Origin of the sequence: Neoroseomonas alkaliterrae, assembly GCF_014199195.1 — a bacterium.
Classification (GTDB): Bacteria; Pseudomonadota; Alphaproteobacteria; order Acetobacterales; family Acetobacteraceae; genus Neoroseomonas; species Neoroseomonas alkaliterrae.
Map to the genome: position 1 here is coordinate 177,909 of NZ_JACIJE010000008.1, position 14,620 is coordinate 192,528.

At 73.7% G+C, this 14,620-nt stretch carries 16 protein-coding genes; 11 read left to right on the forward strand and 5 right to left on the reverse strand.

Annotation, left to right across the window (positions count from 1 at the left end; translation table 11 throughout):
- Positions 1-24 precede the first annotated feature (24 nt).
- From FHS88_RS14815 to FHS88_RS14850, 8 genes are all read left to right on the forward strand, one after another.
- Positions 25-507, forward strand: coding sequence for a disulfide bond formation protein B (locus FHS88_RS14815; RefSeq protein WP_246419982.1), 483 nt, complete (start codon positions 25-27; stop codon positions 505-507).
- A complete protein-coding gene (locus tag FHS88_RS14820) occupies positions 504-1,061 on the forward strand; it encodes a demethoxyubiquinone hydroxylase family protein (RefSeq protein WP_184486172.1) in 558 nt (185 codons plus the stop codon). Before FHS88_RS14815 ends, FHS88_RS14820 begins: the two co-directional genes overlap by 4 nt.
- An 8-nt stretch (positions 1,062-1,069) precedes the next feature.
- Complete coding sequence (locus FHS88_RS14825; protein ID WP_184486173.1) at positions 1,070-2,215, forward strand: YeeE/YedE family protein; 1,146 nt, start codon at positions 1,070-1,072, stop codon at positions 2,213-2,215.
- Positions 2,216-2,384: 169 nt separating this feature from the next.
- Positions 2,385-2,687, forward strand: coding sequence for a c-type cytochrome (locus tag FHS88_RS14830; RefSeq protein WP_184486174.1), 303 nt, complete (start codon positions 2,385-2,387; stop codon positions 2,685-2,687).
- Positions 2,688-2,697: 10 nt separating this feature from the next.
- Positions 2,698-3,975 carry an NAD(P)/FAD-dependent oxidoreductase gene (locus FHS88_RS14835; RefSeq protein ID WP_184486175.1) on the forward strand — a complete coding sequence of 426 codons (1,278 nt, stop codon included), beginning with the start codon at positions 2,698-2,700 and terminating at the stop codon, positions 3,973-3,975.
- Positions 3,972-4,406 (forward strand): thiosulfate oxidation carrier protein SoxY, encoded by a 435-nt coding sequence (locus FHS88_RS14840; RefSeq protein ID WP_184486176.1) that lies wholly within the window; start codon positions 3,972-3,974, stop codon positions 4,404-4,406. Before FHS88_RS14835 ends, FHS88_RS14840 begins: the two co-directional genes overlap by 4 nt.
- Complete coding sequence (locus FHS88_RS14845) at positions 4,403-4,732, forward strand: thiosulfate oxidation carrier complex protein SoxZ (RefSeq protein WP_184486178.1); 330 nt, start codon at positions 4,403-4,405, stop codon at positions 4,730-4,732. Before FHS88_RS14840 ends, FHS88_RS14845 begins: the two co-directional genes overlap by 4 nt.
- A 64-nt stretch (positions 4,733-4,796) precedes the next feature.
- The gene (locus tag FHS88_RS14850) at positions 4,797-5,924 is read left to right on the forward strand and encodes a 2OG-Fe(II) oxygenase family protein (protein ID WP_184486180.1); all 1,128 of its coding nucleotides are present in this window, start codon (positions 4,797-4,799) and stop codon (positions 5,922-5,924) included.
- Between the two features lie 3 nt (positions 5,925-5,927).
- Here FHS88_RS14850 and FHS88_RS14855 read toward each other — a convergent pair whose 3' ends face one another.
- Both FHS88_RS14855 and FHS88_RS14860 read right to left on the reverse strand, forming a co-directional pair.
- Positions 5,928-6,503 (reverse strand): HNH endonuclease, encoded by a 576-nt coding sequence (locus FHS88_RS14855; protein WP_184486182.1) that lies wholly within the window; start codon positions 6,501-6,503, stop codon positions 5,928-5,930.
- A 230-nt stretch (positions 6,504-6,733) separates the two neighbouring features.
- Positions 6,734-7,399, reverse strand: a complete 666-nt coding sequence (locus FHS88_RS14860) for an alpha/beta hydrolase (protein WP_184486184.1) — start codon at positions 7,397-7,399, stop codon at positions 6,734-6,736.
- A 51-nt stretch (positions 7,400-7,450) separates the two neighbouring features.
- Between FHS88_RS14860 and gluQRS the strand changes: the two genes are divergently transcribed.
- On the forward strand, positions 7,451-8,302 hold the full coding sequence (gene gluQRS / locus FHS88_RS14865; RefSeq protein WP_184486186.1) for a tRNA glutamyl-Q(34) synthetase GluQRS: 852 nt from the start codon (positions 7,451-7,453) through the stop codon (positions 8,300-8,302).
- Positions 8,303-8,451: 149 nt separating this feature from the next.
- Here gluQRS and FHS88_RS14870 read toward each other — a convergent pair whose 3' ends face one another.
- Positions 8,452-9,252 (reverse strand): enoyl-CoA hydratase/isomerase family protein, encoded by an 801-nt coding sequence (locus tag FHS88_RS14870; RefSeq protein WP_184486188.1) that lies wholly within the window; start codon positions 9,250-9,252, stop codon positions 8,452-8,454.
- A gap of 101 nt (positions 9,253-9,353) precedes the next feature.
- Here FHS88_RS14870 and FHS88_RS14875 point away from each other — a divergent pair, with 101 nt between their 5' ends.
- Positions 9,354-10,373: an NADP-dependent oxidoreductase gene (locus FHS88_RS14875; RefSeq protein ID WP_184486190.1), complete on the forward strand. Its 1,020-nt coding sequence runs from the start codon at positions 9,354-9,356 to the stop codon at positions 10,371-10,373.
- Between the two features lie 119 nt (positions 10,374-10,492).
- Entirely contained in the window at positions 10,493-12,529 is a 2,037-nt protein-coding gene (locus FHS88_RS14880; RefSeq protein ID WP_184486192.1) for an HWE histidine kinase domain-containing protein, read from the forward strand.
- Positions 12,530-12,684: 155 nt separating this feature from the next.
- Here the strand turns inward: FHS88_RS14880 and FHS88_RS14885 are convergent, their stop codons facing one another.
- Positions 12,685-13,752, reverse strand: coding sequence for an LLM class flavin-dependent oxidoreductase (locus tag FHS88_RS14885; RefSeq protein WP_184486194.1), 1,068 nt, complete (start codon positions 13,750-13,752; stop codon positions 12,685-12,687).
- Positions 13,753-13,845: 93 nt separating this feature from the next.
- Positions 13,846-14,619, reverse strand: coding sequence for a short-chain dehydrogenase/reductase (locus tag FHS88_RS14890; RefSeq protein ID WP_184486196.1), 774 nt, complete (start codon positions 14,617-14,619; stop codon positions 13,846-13,848).
- Between the last annotated feature and the right edge of the window lies 1 nt (position 14,620).

A 14,620-nucleotide genomic window follows, 5' to 3' on the forward strand; every position in this document is an offset into this window, starting at 1 on the left:
CGCGGCGCGCGCGACATGATGGGCATGGCATCGGCCCTCTTGATCGCGGTCCTGGCCGCCGCGGCGCCGCTTTTCGCCCAGGGCAGCGAGACCTGGTTGGGCCTGGCGCCCTGTGCGCTCTGCCTGTGGCAGCGCTGGCCCTATTGGGCGGCGGCGGGCCTTGCGCTGATCGCGGCGGCGGTGCCGGGGCGCGGGCGGGTGGCGCTGCTCGGCCTCGCCGGGGTCGCGGCGCTGGCCTCGGGCGGGATCGGCGCCTTCCATCTCGGCGTCGAGCAGGGCTGGTGGCCCTCGCCCCTGCCGGGCTGCGCGGCGCCGGCCGCCTCCGTGCTCGGCGGCTCCGTCGAGGAGATGCTGCGCGGCATGCCCGCCGCGCCGAACAAGCCCTGCGACGTGCCCGCCTTCCTCATTCCCGGCCTGCCGCTTTCCATGGCGGCGATGAACCTCATCTACGGCGCGGGCCTCGGCGCGCTGGCGCTGATCCTGGCCCGTCGAGGAGCACCGGCATGACACCCCGCACCACCGGCGAGACCCGCCTGCCCGGCGACCCCACCCCGCGCGAGACGGTCGAGCGCGCCATCCGCGTGGACCATGCCGGCGAATACGGCGCGAAGCGCATCTACGAGGGCCAGCTCGCGGTGCTGGGCCGGACCAAGTGGCGCGCGACGCTCGAACACATGAAGGAGCAGGAGCAGGTGCATCTCGACACCTTCTCCCGCCTGATCGGCGAGCGCCGCGTGCGGCCGACCGCGCTGCTGCCGGTCTGGCATGTCGCGGGCTTCGCCCTTGGTGCGGCGACCGCGCTGCTCGGCCACCGCGGCGCCATGGCCTGCACCGTGGCGGTCGAGGAGGCGATCGACGAGCACTACCGCGCGCAGGAGGAGGCGCTCGGCGAGGACGAGGCCGAGCTCAAGGCGCATATCGCGAAGTTCCGCGCCGAGGAGCTGGAGCATCGCGACATCGGTCTCGAGAACGAGGCGGAGCAGGCGCCGGCCTACCGGCTGCTGAGCGCGGCCATCAAGGCCGGCTGCAAGGTCGCGATCCGCCTGAGCGAGCGCATCTGAACCCGACCATGCAGAGGAGTCCCGCGCTGCTCGCCGCGGCGCTGCTCGCCGCGGGCGCCCTCTGGCTCGCGGCCGGGCAGGGCTGGCGGCAGGGCGTGCTGTGGCTGCTCGGCGCGGGGTTCGGCCTCGTGCTGCTGCAGGCCGCTTTCTCCTTCGCCGGCGGCTTCCGCGCCCTGCTCGCCGATCGCCGCGGCGTCGCGCTCAGGGCGCAGATGCTGATGCTCGCGATCCTGGTCGCGCTGATGCTGCCGGCGATCGAGGCGGGCGAGGTGCTCGGCCAGCCGGTGCGCGGCATCGTCTTTCCCGCCGGCGTGGCGGTGGTGATCGGCGCCTTCCTGTTCGGCATCGGCATGCAGCTCGGCGGGGGCTGCGGATCGGGCACGCTCTACACGGCCGGCGGCGGCAGCCTGCGGATGCTGCTGACGCTCGCCTTCTTCATCGCCGGCGCGACGCTCGCCGCCTGGGGCGCGGAGGCCTGGAGCGACCTGCCGGCGCCGCCGCCGCTGACGCTGCCCGGGCTGATCGGGCTGTGGCCGGCGGTCGCGGCGAGCCTCGCGGTGATCGGGCTGGTCGCGGCCGGCTCGGCGGTGGCCGAGCGGCGGCGGCATGGGCGCGCAGAGCCGCTCGCCTGGCGCGGCGGCGCCTGGCTGCGGGGGCCGTGGCCGCTGGCCTGGGGCGCGCTCGCGCTCGCGCTGCTGAACCTTGCGACGCTGTGGCTCGCCGGGCGGCCCTGGGTGATCACCGCGGCCTTCCCGCTCTGGGGTTCGCGCGCGGTCGAGGCGCTGGGCTGGGACGACCCCGCCTTCTGGGCCTTCTGGGAGGATCCGACGCGGGCCGAGGCCATCCTGCGGCCCGTGCTGGCGGACCGCACCACGGTGATGGATCTCGGGCTGATGGCAGGCGCGCTGCTGGGCGCGGCGCTGGCCGGGCGTTTCGCGCCGGCCTGGCGGGTGCCGCTGCGGCATGTGGCGGCCTCGGTGGTGGGCGGGCTGCTCCTCGGCATCGGCGCGGTGGTGGCCTCGGGCTGCAATATCGGCGCCTTCGTCGCGGGCATCGCCTCGGGCAGCCTGCATGGCTGGCTCTGGATCCTGCCGGCGCTCGCGGGGAACTGGGTGGGGATGCGGCTGAGGCCGCGCTTCGGGCTGGCGGGCTAGGCCACGCCTCGAGAGAAGAATCTTCCATATTCGATCCCGCGCGATGGAATGCGGACATCGCGCTGAACGCCGCCAATATCCTGAAATACTTTCGCTTGGCACGGTGCGGGATCCGGATATGGTCCGCGCCCATTCGAGATGATTTTTGCAGGATCGCCAGGGACACCCGATGATAGTAAGTGCCGTCCGCATCATTCTCCCCGCCGCGCTCGCCGCGCTGCTTGCCGGGCCGGCCGCCGCCTCCGGCCCCGCGCCGCTCGCCGCCGAGGGCTGCCTCGGCTGCCACGGCCCCGAAGGCCGGGGTGCGAGCGGCATCGCCGCGCTGGCCGGGCGTGACCGCGCCGAACTCGTCGCGATCCTGACCGCCTTCCGCGCCAATGAGCGCCCCGGCACCATCATGGGCCGCATCGCCCGTGGCTACACGGACGCCGAGATCGCGGCCGTGGCCGAACATTTCTCGCGCCTGCGCTGAGGGGGTGGCGATGACGAACCCGGTCCCCCGCCGCGCCCTTCTCGCCGCCGCCGCGCTGCTCGCCGCGCCGGCGCCGCTCCGCGCGCAGCCCTCGCTGCGCCTCGTCGTCATCGGCGGCGGCTTCGGCGGCGCCTCCGCCGCCTCCTTCGCGCGGCGCAACCATCCGGACGTGCAGGTCACGCTGGTGGAGCCGCAGCGCGCCTTCGTCACCTGCCCTTACGGCAACCTGCTGCTCGGCGGCGAGCGGCGGATCGGGCAGATCACGCACTCCTACGACGGGCTGCGCGCGCGCGGCGTGACCGTCATCCACGACCGGGCCGCGGGCGTGGATGCCGCGGCGCGGAGGGTGCGCCTCGCGGGCGGGCAGAGCCTCTCCTATGACCGGCTGATCCTCTCCCCCGGCATCGCGCTGCGTTGGGGCGCGATCGAGGGCTATGACGAGGCCGCGGCCGGGCTGATGCCCCATGCCTGGGTGCCCGGGGACGGGTCGCAGACGCTGCTGCTCCGCCGGCAACTGGAAGCCATGCCCGATGGCGGCGTGGTCGGCCTCGCGATCCCGGCCAACCCCTTCCGCTGCCCGCCCGGCCCCTATGAGCGCATCAGCATGATCGCGCACTACCTCAAGCGCCATAAGCCGCGCTCCAAGATCCTCGCGCTCGACGCCAAGGAGGGCTTCAGCAAGCAGGGCCTGTTCCAGGACGGCTGGCGCGCGCTCTACGGCGACATGATCGAATGGGTGCCGGGCAACCGCGACGGCAAGGTGGTCAGGGTGGATGTGCGCGAGCGCGTGCTCGAGACGGAGTTCGGCACGCGCCACAAGGTGGATGTCGCCAACATCATCCCGCCGCAATCGGCCGCCGCCATCGCGCGCGAGGCCGGCCTCGCGAACGACACCGGCTGGGTGCCGGTGGACACCCGCAGCTTCGAGGCGCGCGCGGCGGCCGGCATCCATGTGATCGGCGACGCGAACATCCCCGGGCCGATGCCGAAATCGGGCTACATCGCGAGCACCACGGCGCGCCAGGCGGTGGCGAGCGCCATCGCGCTGCATCGCGGCCAGAACCCGCCCGAAGCCGTCTACTTCAACACCTGCTACAGCCATGTCGGCGAGGAGTACGGCATCTCGGTCGTCGGAATCTTCCGCCCCAACGCCGACGGCACGGCGATCGTGGAGGTGCCGAATTCGGGCGGCGTCTCGCCACGCGGCGACCTGCCCGCGCAGCGTCGGCTCGAGGCGCTCCACGCCGACGCCTGGTACGACAGCATCACCGGGTACATGTTCGGATGAGCACGACGACACGACGCGCCCTGCTGGCGCTCGCCGCGCTCGCCCCCGCCGCCGCCCGGGCGGCGGCCGATGGCGCCCTCGCGGAGGCGATCCGCGAGGCGGTGGGCGAGGCGCCCATCGAGGATGGCGGCATCGTTCTGCGCGCGCCCGCCGTGGCCGAGAATGGCGGCCAGGTGCCGGTGACGGTGCTGGTCGAGAGCCCGATGACGGCCTCCGACCACGTGGCCGCCATCCACATCCTCGCCACCCGCAACCCGACGCCGGGTGTCGCGAGCTTCCACTTGAGCCCGCTGCTCGCGCGCGCCGAGGTGCAGACGCGCATCCGCCTCGCCGAGGAGCAGCGCATCATCGTCCTCGCGCAGATGAACGACGGGCGCGTCCGCCGCGCCGTCGCCGAGGTCCGCGTCACCACCGGAGGCTGCCTGACATGAGCGGCGCGCTGAACGCCCCGCGCATCCGCATCCCGCGCTCGGCCCGCGCCGGCGAGGTGATCGAGATCCGCACCCTGATCGAGCACCCGATGGAGACCGGCCTGCGCCAGGATGGCAGCCGCGCCGTGCCGCGCGACATGCTGACGCGCATGGTGGTGCGGATGAACGGCGAGGTGCTGCTCGCCGCCGACCTGCGCAACGGCACCGCGGCCAACCCGTTCCACGTGTTCTTCGTGCGCATGGAGCGCAGCAGCGCATTCGAGTTCACCTGGACGGACGAACGCGGCCGCAGCGCGCGGGCCGAGGCGCGGGTGAGCGTCGCCTGATCTCCGGCCGCGCTTGCCCGCCGGGCTTGCCGGTCCGGGATGGCTGCATGATAGCGTCCGGCCCATGAAGCACCTGCCCGGCGACCCGTTTCCCTGGTTCACCCTGCCGTCCACGGACAATCCCCGCTACGCCATCCATTCGGTCGCGGGGCGCTACGTGCTGCTGGGCTTCATCGGATCGGCCGGCCGGCCTGAGACCGCCGCCGCGCTCGCCGCGCTGCGGGCGCAGCGCGCGCTGTTCGACGACGACTTCGCCTGCTTCTTCGGCATCAGCGTGGACGCGGCGGACAGGGAGGAGGGGCGGCTGCAGCCCGACCTGCCGGGCATCCGCTTCCTCTTCGACCTCGATGGCCGGGTGAGCCGCGATTGCGGCGTCATCCGCGACGACCCGGTGCAGGACGGGCTTTCGGTGTTCCGCTCCTGCTGGGTGCTGCTCGACCCGATGCTGCGGGTGATCGAGGCGCGGCCGCTCGCGGAGGCGGAGGCGATCCTCGGCCGCCTCGCCGCGCTGCCGCCGCCCGCCGCGCATGCGGGCTTCGACCTCCCGCCGCCCATTCTCGTGCTGCCGCGCGTCTTCGAGCCCGATTTCTGCCGCGCGCTGATCGCGCATTACGAGGCGCGCGGCGGCGAGCCCTCGGGCTTCATGCGCGAGGTGGAAGGCAGGACGGTCGGCGTCTTCGACCCGGCGATGAAGCGCCGGAAGGACTGCATCATCGAGGACGAGGCGCTGAAGCAGGGCGCGCGCGTGCGCATCCTGCGGCGCATCGTCCCCGAGATCCGCAAGGTCCACCATTTCGACGTGACGCGCATGGAGCGCTACATCGTCGCCTGCTACGATTCCGCGGATCGCGGGCATTTCGCCGCGCACCGGGACAACACCACCTCCGGCACCGCGCATCGCCGCTTCGCCGTCACGATCAACCTCAATGCCGAGGAGTTCGAAGGCGGCGAGCTGCGCTTTCCCGAATACGGCCCGCGCGCCTGGAAGGCGCCGACTGGCGGGGCGGTGGTCTTCTCCTGCTCCCTGCTCCACCAGGCGCTGCCGGTCACCGCCGGCGTGCGCTACGCCTTCCTGCCCTTCCTCTACGACGAGGCGGCGGCGCGGCTGAGGGAGGCGAACAACGCGAGGCTCGGCGAGGGCGTGGGCGCCTATCGCGCCGGCCCCAGGCCGCAGCAGCCCGCGGGAGGCTGAGCCTCAGCCTTCCAGCTCGCTGTCCCAGTAGAGGTAGTCGCGCCAGGATTCGTGCAGGTAGTTGGGCGGGAAGTGGCGTCCGTTCTCCTGCAGTTCCCACGAGGTCGGCTGGCGCGGCGCCTGGCGCGGCAGCATCCGGCATTCGCGCGGCAGCTTCGAGCCCTTGCGCAGGTTGCACGGGCCGCAGGCGGTCACGACATTCTCCCAGGTGGTGCGGCCGCCGCGCGAGCGTGGGATCACGTGGTCGAAGGTGAGTTCCTGGGTCGGCCGTCCCTCGCCGCAATACTGGCATTCGAACCGGTCGCGCAGGAACACGTTGAAGCGCGTGAAGGCCGGGCGGCGCGCCGCGGGAATGAACTCCTTGAGCGCGATGACCGAGGGCAGGCGCAGCGCGAGGGAGGGGGAATGCACCTCCACCTCGTATTCCGAAAGCACCGAGACGCGGTCGAGGAACACCGCCTTCACGGCATCCTGCCAGGACCACACCGAGAGCGGGAAATAGGACAGCGGGCGGAAATCCGCGTTCAGCACGAGGGCCGGGTAGGACTGGCCGCCGGAGAAAAGTCCGCCGTCTGGCAAGCGCCGCTCCTTCCAGCGGTGCGCCTCCAAGACCTGGGGCCTGCCGCGGTCGGATGGGCCCCAGATGATGTGGCGCCGCCGCGAGTCGACCGCATGAATGGCATGCGGCGCGGGGTGCCGCAAGCCTCGCGCCGCGCCATGGCGCGCGGTTTCAACGGCTTGTCACGCAGTCGCGGACGCAAACGCTGCGGCGGCCCGCCGCCCCTCATGGCGCAGGCACGGAGCGTCCCTCACGCCGCGCCGCCGCCGAGGCATTCGGCGAGCAGCCGGGCCCCGGCCATCAGCCCCGCATCGTCGAGCCCATGGCCGAGCGCGGGCGGGAACAGCGCATCCACCGCCACCCCCGCCTCGCGCAACGCCGCCTCGGCCACGCGGCTCGCCGCGGCGGGCACCACCTCGTCGGCCTCGCCATGCACGATCAGCACGGCGGGCCGGGCGGCGATGGCGCCGGCGAGCCCGTCGGCGCCGATCATCCCGCCGGAATAGGCCAGCACGCAGGCCGGGTCCGGCACGGCGCCGCGCAGCCCGGCCTCGAGCACGGTCATCGCGCCCTGGCTGAAGCCCATCAGCGCGACGCGGCGCATCGGCAGGGCGAGGCGCGCCGCCTCCGCCCCGACGAAGCGGCCGAGCGCGCCCGCCGCCGCCCGCACCCCGGCCTCGAGCTGGGCGGAGGAGCGGTCCCACAGCGGGAACCATTGCCGCCCGAAGGGGATCCCCTCGCAGGCCTCGGGCGCATGGGGTGCGACGAAGAGCGCGCCGGGCACCGCCTCGGCCCAGAGCGCGGCGAGGTCGATCAGGTCGTTGCCGTCCGCGCCGAAGCCGTGCACCAGCACCACCAGCGCATCCGGCGCGCCGCCCCGCAACGGGCCGTAGCGCGGGCCCTCCAGCACATCCATGCGCGATCCCCCTTGCCGGCCGCCGCACCCGCCCGCTACCGGGTGCGGCGCATGGGCGCAACCGCCATCGTCACCCGCTTCGCGCCGAGCCCGACCGGGCATCTGCATCTCGGCCACGCGCATTCGGCCCTCTTCGCCTGGCGCCGCGCGCGCGAGGCGGGCGGGCGCTTCCTGCTGCGCATCGAGGACATAGACCCGCTGCGCTGCCGCCCCGAGTTCACCGAGGCCATCCTCGAGGATCTCGCCTGGCTCGGCCTCGACTGGGATGGCGAGGTGCGCGTGCAGTCCGCGCATCTGCCCGAATACCGGCGCGCCCTCGATGCGCTCGCCGCGCGCGGGCTGCTCTATCCCTGCTTCTGCACGCGCGCCGACATCGCGCGCGAGATCGCCGCCGCCGCCAGCGCGCCGCACGGGCCGGACGGGCCGCTCTATCCCGGCACCTGCCGCCGGCTGTCCGCCGCCGAGCGCGCGGTGCGCCTTGCCGCCGGAGAGGCGCATGCGTTGCGCCTCGACATGGCGGCGGCGCTCGCGCTGCTGCCCGCGCCGCTGTCCTTCGCCGAGGGCGGCACGCGCATCGCCTGCGACCCGGCGCAGTTCGGCGATGCGGTGCTGGCGCGCAAGGACGTGCCGGCCTCCTACCACCTCTGCGTGACGCATGACGATGCGCTGCAGGGCATCACGCTGGTCACGCGCGGGGCGGATCTCAGGCCCGCCACGCATCTGCATCGCCTGCTGCAGCACCTGATGGGCTGGCCCGAGCCGGCCTATGCCCACCACCCGCTGATCACCGACGCCACCGGGCGGCGCCTTGCCAAGCGTGACCGCGCGGCGACGCTGCGCGACCTGCGCGCGGCCGGCCGCAGCCCGGCCGAGGTCCGCGCGCTTGCCGGCTGGCCCGATTAGGCGCGCCCCATCCGCCCGGGCGCGCGCCGCGTGCCCCGCGCGACGACGCTCCGGCGCATGCGCGCGCCATCGGGCGCTTCGATCGGCCCGCGCGCCGCGCGGCCGGAGGAGGAGGCCCGCGACAGCGCCATCCGCGGGATGGCCCGACCCTAGCGCCCCTTGAACACCGGCCTGCGCTTCTCGTTGAAGGAGGCGATGCCCTCCCGCCGGTCCTCGGTGCCGACGAGCTGGTTGTAGCACTCCACCTCGAACCGCAGCGCCGTGCGGATGTCCATCTGCAGGCCGAAATGCATCGAGCGCTTGGCCTGCCGCACCGAGAGCGGCGCGTTGGCCGCGATGGTGCGCGCGGTGTCCATCACCGCCTCCCACAGCGCCTCGCGCGTGTCGAGGACGCGGTTGAGGATGCCCCAGTCGAGCGCCTCCTGCGCGGTGAAGGGGCGCGCGGTCAGGATGATCTCCTTCGCGCGGCGCTCGCCGACGATGCGCGGCAGGGTCTGCGTGCCGCCCGCGCCGGGCATGATCCCGATCGCCACTTCCGTCAGCGCGAAGCGCGCGCCGGCCACGCCATAGGCGAAGTCCGAGGCGAGCACCATCTCGAGCCCGCCCGCATAGGCATGGCCCGACACCGCGGCGATGATCGGTATCGGGCAATCGAGCTGCGCCCAGTAGGCGCGCTCGAAGATCTCGTGCTGGTGCCGCCAGGCGGCATCGGTCATGCCGTGGCGCTCCTTGAGGTCGCCACCGCCGCAGAAGGCCTTCTCCCCGGCCGCGGCGAAGACGATGCAGCGGATCTCGCCCGGCTCGGCGGTCACGCCGGTCCAGACCGCGTGCAGGTCGCGACCCATCTGCGTGTTCAGCGCGTTCGAGACATGCGGGCGGTTCAGCCGCACCACCAGGATGTGGGGCTCGGGCGCTTCGAGCTGCAGGGTCTCGTACGGCTTCAGGTCCATGGCGGGTCTCCCTCCGGCATCCGGCTGCGGACCCTGCGCGGAACCGGCCCGCCTGTCAGCCCCCGCCCGCGCATGGCATACCTGCCGCCCAGGAGGACGCCATGCCCGAGACCAACCTGCAGATCCTGCTCAGACGCCGCCCCGTCGGCGCGCCGGTGCCCGAGGATTTCGAGATCGTGGAAACCCCCGTGCCCGAGCCCGGCGAGGGCCAGGTGCTGGTGCGCGCCCGCTACCTCTCGCTCGACCCCTACATGCGCGGGCGCATGTCGGATGCGAAATCCTACGCCAAGCCGGTCGCCCTCGGCGCGGTGATGGAGGGCCAGACGGCGGGCGAGGTCGTCGCCTCGCGCCATCCGGGCTTCAGGCCGGGCGACATCGTGCTCGGCGGCTATGGCTGGCAGCGCTTCTCGGTGGTCGGGCCGGAGCGGCTGTTCAAGGTGCCGGAGCACGACCCGCCGCTGTCCACCAGCCTCGGCGTGCTCGGCATGCCGGGGCTGACGGCCTGGGTCGGCCTCGAGGACATCGGCCAGCCCAAGGCGGGCGAGACCGTTGTCGTCTCCGCCGCCTCCGGCGCGGTGGGCCAGGTGGTCGGGCAGATCGCGAAGATCCGCGGCTGCAAGGTGGTCGGCATCGCCGGCAGCAAGGCCAAGTGCGACTTCGTGGTGCGGGAACTCGGCTTCGACGCCTGCCTCGACCATCATGGCGACCTCGACGCCCAGCTCGACGCGGCGGTGCCGGAGGGCATCGACGTCTATTGGGAGAATGTCGGCGGCAAGGTTCAGGCCGCGGTCTTCCCCCGCTTTCGCGACTTCGGCCGCATGGTGATGTGCGGCATGATCGCCCAGTACAACGAGGCCCCCGGCGCGGATGCCGCCGGCGCGCCGCCCGGGCCCAATCTCGGCCCCGTGGTGCGCAAGCGGCTGCGCATCCAGGGCTTCATCGTCAGCGACACCGGTTGGCCGCGCTACGGCGCCTTCCGCGCGCAGATGGAGGGCTGGATCCGCGAGGGCCGCATCCGCTGGCGGGAGGATGTGGTGCATGGCCTCGCCAAGGCCCCGGAAGCCTTCATCGGCCTGCTGCAGGGGCGGAACTTCGGCAAGCTGGTGGTGGCGGTGGACTGACACGGGGGCGGAAGGCGCCGCCCGCCGAATGACGTTGCGCAACCGGACAACGCGCGGGATTCTCCGGTCATGACAAGGCCACCGGGTCAGCCGGCGGGGCAGAGCCAGGCTCCGGCCCCATGAACGAACTCGCCAGCAGGCCGCAAGCGGCCGCCGCCGAGCGGCCGGAGGCTGCGCGCCGGCCCGTTGCCGCGCGGCTCGTCGTCCTCATCGCCGGGGCGGTGCTGCTGCCCGCGCTGATCCTGATGGTCGCGGGCTGGGCCTCCTGGCGCGGCACCTGGGCCGAGGCCGGGCGCGAACTCGCGCGCGCGGCGGAGATCAACGCCGAATACGCGGAACGCCTGGTGGAGGGCCATGCGCGCGTCGCCGCCCGCATCGCCGAGAGCCTCGCCGTTCACGACGATGCCGCGCTGCGGGCCGTGGGCACCGAACTGCGCGAGAGCATCGCGCGCTTCATCGGCGAGTTGCCGCTGGTGCGCGGCGCGGTCGTGCTCGATGCCGTGGGCGACGTGCTGCTGCTCACCGGCGAGGCCGAGGCCGGATGGACCCGCGCGCCCGTCGGAACCTATGCGGCCATGCTGCGGGAGGCGCAGCCGGGGCGCGTGCTGCTCGGCGCCGCCTACCGGCCGCCGGGCTTCAACGGGCCGCTGCTGCCGCTCGGCCAGCGCGATCCGGTGCGCGGGCGGGCGGTGATCCTGCTCCTCGACGGTGCCCGGATCGGCACGGCGCTCGGCCGCAATGTGGGCGGGGAGGACGATTCCGCGGCGCTGCTGCGCACGGATGGCGCCATCCTCGCGCGGCATCCGGGCTTCGCCGATCCGCCGCCGCCGCTGGCGCCGGACCGCCCGCTGATGGCCGCGCTCGGCGCGGGTCTTGCCGCGGGCACGATCGAGGGCACGACGCCGCGCGATGGCGCGCCGGTGCTGGTCGCCTTCCGGCGCGTGGAGGGCGCGCCGCAACTCGCCGTCGCGGTCAGCCGCCGCCGCGCGGCGATCGCCGCGCAGTGGCGCACGGCCATGCTGCCGGTGCTCGGCATCGGCCTTCCCGCGATCCTCGGGCTGCTCGGCCTCGCGCTCGTGGTCCGGCGGCAGCAGCGGACGCTCGAACTGGCGCTGGCCGGGCTCGAGCAGCGCGTCGCCGAGCGCACCGCCTCCCTGCAGGAAGGCGAGGACCGCCTGCGCGTGGCGATCGAGGCGGGGCGCTTCGGCACCTGGGAGACCGATGCGCGCACCGGCATGACGACCCGGTCGCCGCGTGCGCTCGAGATCTTCGGCCTGCCGCCCGACCAGGCGGTGGGGCCTGCCTCCGACTGGGCGGCGCGCATCCATCCGGCCGACCGCGAGCGCGTGCTCGCCGCCTGGGAGAGGCTGCTCGCCGGGCGCGCGCCGAACTACCGCGAGGAGTATCGCTTCCGCGGCCCCGATGGCGGCTGGCGCTGGCTCGAAAGCACGGCGGCGGTGGTGCGCGCCGACCCGGTGACCGGCCTGCCCATCCGCTGCGCCGGCACGGTGCAGGACTTCACCGACCGCCACGAGGCCGAGGCGCGGCGGGAACTGCTGACGCAGGAGGTGAACCACCGCGCGCGCAACACCCTCGCCATCGTGCAGGCCATCCTGCGCCTGACGCGGGCCGCAAGCCCCGCGGAGTTCGCGCGGCTGGTGGAAGGCCGCGTCGCCGCGCTCGCGCGCGCCCAGGCGCTGCTGGCCGCCGAGCGCTGGACCGGCGCGCCGCTCGAGACGCTGCTGAGCGACGAGATGGCGCCCTATGGCGGCGGCGACGAGGTGTACCGCCCGGGCGAGAACCGCTTCGCCCTCGACGGCCCGCCGCTGCGCGTCCGCGCCGAGGCGGTGCAGGCGCTCGGCATGGTGTTCCACGAACTCGCGACCAATGCGGCGAAGCACGGCGCGCTGTCGGTGCCCGAGGGGCGCGTCTCGGTGACCTGGCGCGTGGACGAGGCGGCCGGGCTGCTGCGCATCCGCTGGTCCGAGACGGGCGGGCCGGTGCCGAGCCTGCCGAAGCACCGCGGCGTCGGCTCGCGCGTGATCGAGGCGACGATCAACGGCCAGCTCGGCGGGGCGGTGGAGCGGCGCTGGCCCGAGCAGGGGCTGGTCTGCGAGATCGCGCTGCCGCTGGCCAAGACGCGCGCGCCCGGCTGAACGCGGGGCGGCGGCGATGCGCGCCGATCCGCCCGGCGCGGACCGCCTTGCGCCATGCGTCTCATGCCGCCCGGATGACGCGGCGCTCTTCGTGTGCCGCGCTGCGACGCCGGCTTCGCCCCGGCAGCGCCGTGCGCGAGGCGCGCCGGCGGCCGTCAGTCCGCCGCGGCGCGCGCCGCCGGCGCGGCGAAGCGCGGCGCGACAGCCTCCATGAACAGGCGGATCGAGCGCGCGGCGGTCCCGGCATCCATCGGGCCGAGGCGGAAGGAACAGATCACGCCGCCCACGCCCGTCGCCTCGATCTCGGCCATCCGCGCCGCCACCGTCTCCGGCGAGCCGGCGATCAGCGCGAGCTCCGCCTGCGCGCGCGCGGGCGGCGCGTCCTCCTTCCTCATGATGATGCCCTGCTCGACGTAGATGCGCTCGCGCAGCGCCTTGCGGTGCTCCTGCATCGCCTCGAAGGCGGGGATGCCGATGCGGCGCGCCTCCTCGTCCGTCTCGGCGACGACGACGTTCCGCCACACCCAGGATTCCTCCATGCAGCGCGCGACATGCGCGGCATCGAAGCCCGCCTCCGCCATCGCCGCGCGATAGGCCGCGAGGCGCTTCGCCGTGGTCTCGTTCGACTGCACGTTCATCAGGAAGGGCAGGCCGCGGCGCGCGAGATGCAGCGCGCCCTGTTCCGAGGACGCCGCGCGGATCACGAAGGGATGCGGCCTGGTGTAGGGGGTGGGGCGCAGGCGCGGAACCTTCAGCGTCCAGTGCTTGCCCTGATGCGTGAAGCCCTCCGGGCTGGTCCAGGCCTTGAGCATGATGCCCTCGGCCTCCTCGTAGCGTTCGAGCGCCTCCTCGTGCGGGATGCCGTAGCCCTGGTACTCGTAGACATTGTAGGCCGTGCCGCGGCCGAGGCCGACGACGAGCCGCCCTTTGCCGAGGTTGTCGAGCAGCGCCAGCTGCTCGGCGAGCCGCGTCGGGTGGTGCAGCGAGACCTGCGCGACCGCGAAGCCGACCTTGATCCGCTTCGTCGCGGCCAGCACCGCGGCGGCGAAGGTCACCGGGTCCACATAGGCGCAGTTGCCGTCGAAGTGATGCTCGGCGAGCCACAGCACCTCGACGCCGAGCTCGTCGCACAGCCGTGCTTCCGCGAGGCTGTCGGCGATCACCTCGGCGTCGCGGTCAGGGTCGCGGCTTTCGGGAAAGAGGAAGTTGCTGAAGCGCAGCATCCGGCCTGCTCCGCGGTTGACCAGGGCAGCCTAGCGGATCGGCGCCTCCGCGGCGACCATGCGGGCCGTCACCGCCGCGGCGCGCCCGCGCGCTCACGCGCGGAACATCCCCCCGCCATCCACGTCCACCACGGTGCCGTTCACGTAGTGCCCGCGCGGGGAGGCAAGGAACACCGCGAGGTCGGCGATCTCTCCCGGCTCGATCGGGCGGCCGAAGGGCAGGTCGGTCAGCGTCTCGGCCCAGCGTTCCTCGTCGCCGAAGCGCAGCTTCGCGTTGGTGCGCGCCTGGGTGAGCATCCGCTCCGTCCTGGTCACGGCCGGGTTGATGCCGACGACCTTCACGTTGTTCGCCTGCGCCGCGGCGCCGAGCGCCTGCGTGAAGGCGATCAGCGCGGCATTGCCCGCCCCGCCCGCGATGTAGCCCGCGCGCGGCGCTCGGCCCGCCATGCCGATGATGTTGACGATGACGCCGGATTTCCGCGCCTCCATCGCCGGCAGGTAGAGCTGGCACATGTGGATGTAGCCGATCACCTTGAGGTCCCATGCCGCCTTCCAGGCCGCGATCGGGATGTCCTGCAGGCGGCCGGCGGGGATCGCGCCGGCGTTGTTCACCAGGATGTCCATGTCGGGGAAGGCGGCGTGCAGGCGCTCGCGCTCCGCCTCGCGCGAGAGGTCGGCGGCCAGGGTCTCGACGCGCACCTGCGCCTTGGCGCGCACCTGGTCGGCAGCGGCGGCGAGCGCCGCGCCGTCGCGGGCCGAGAGCACGACGTCGCAGCCCTCCGCCGCGAAGGCCTCGGCGCAGGCGAGGCCGATGCCCTTCGAGCCGCCCGTGACCAGCACGCGCCGTCCGCGCAGGTGCATCTCCATG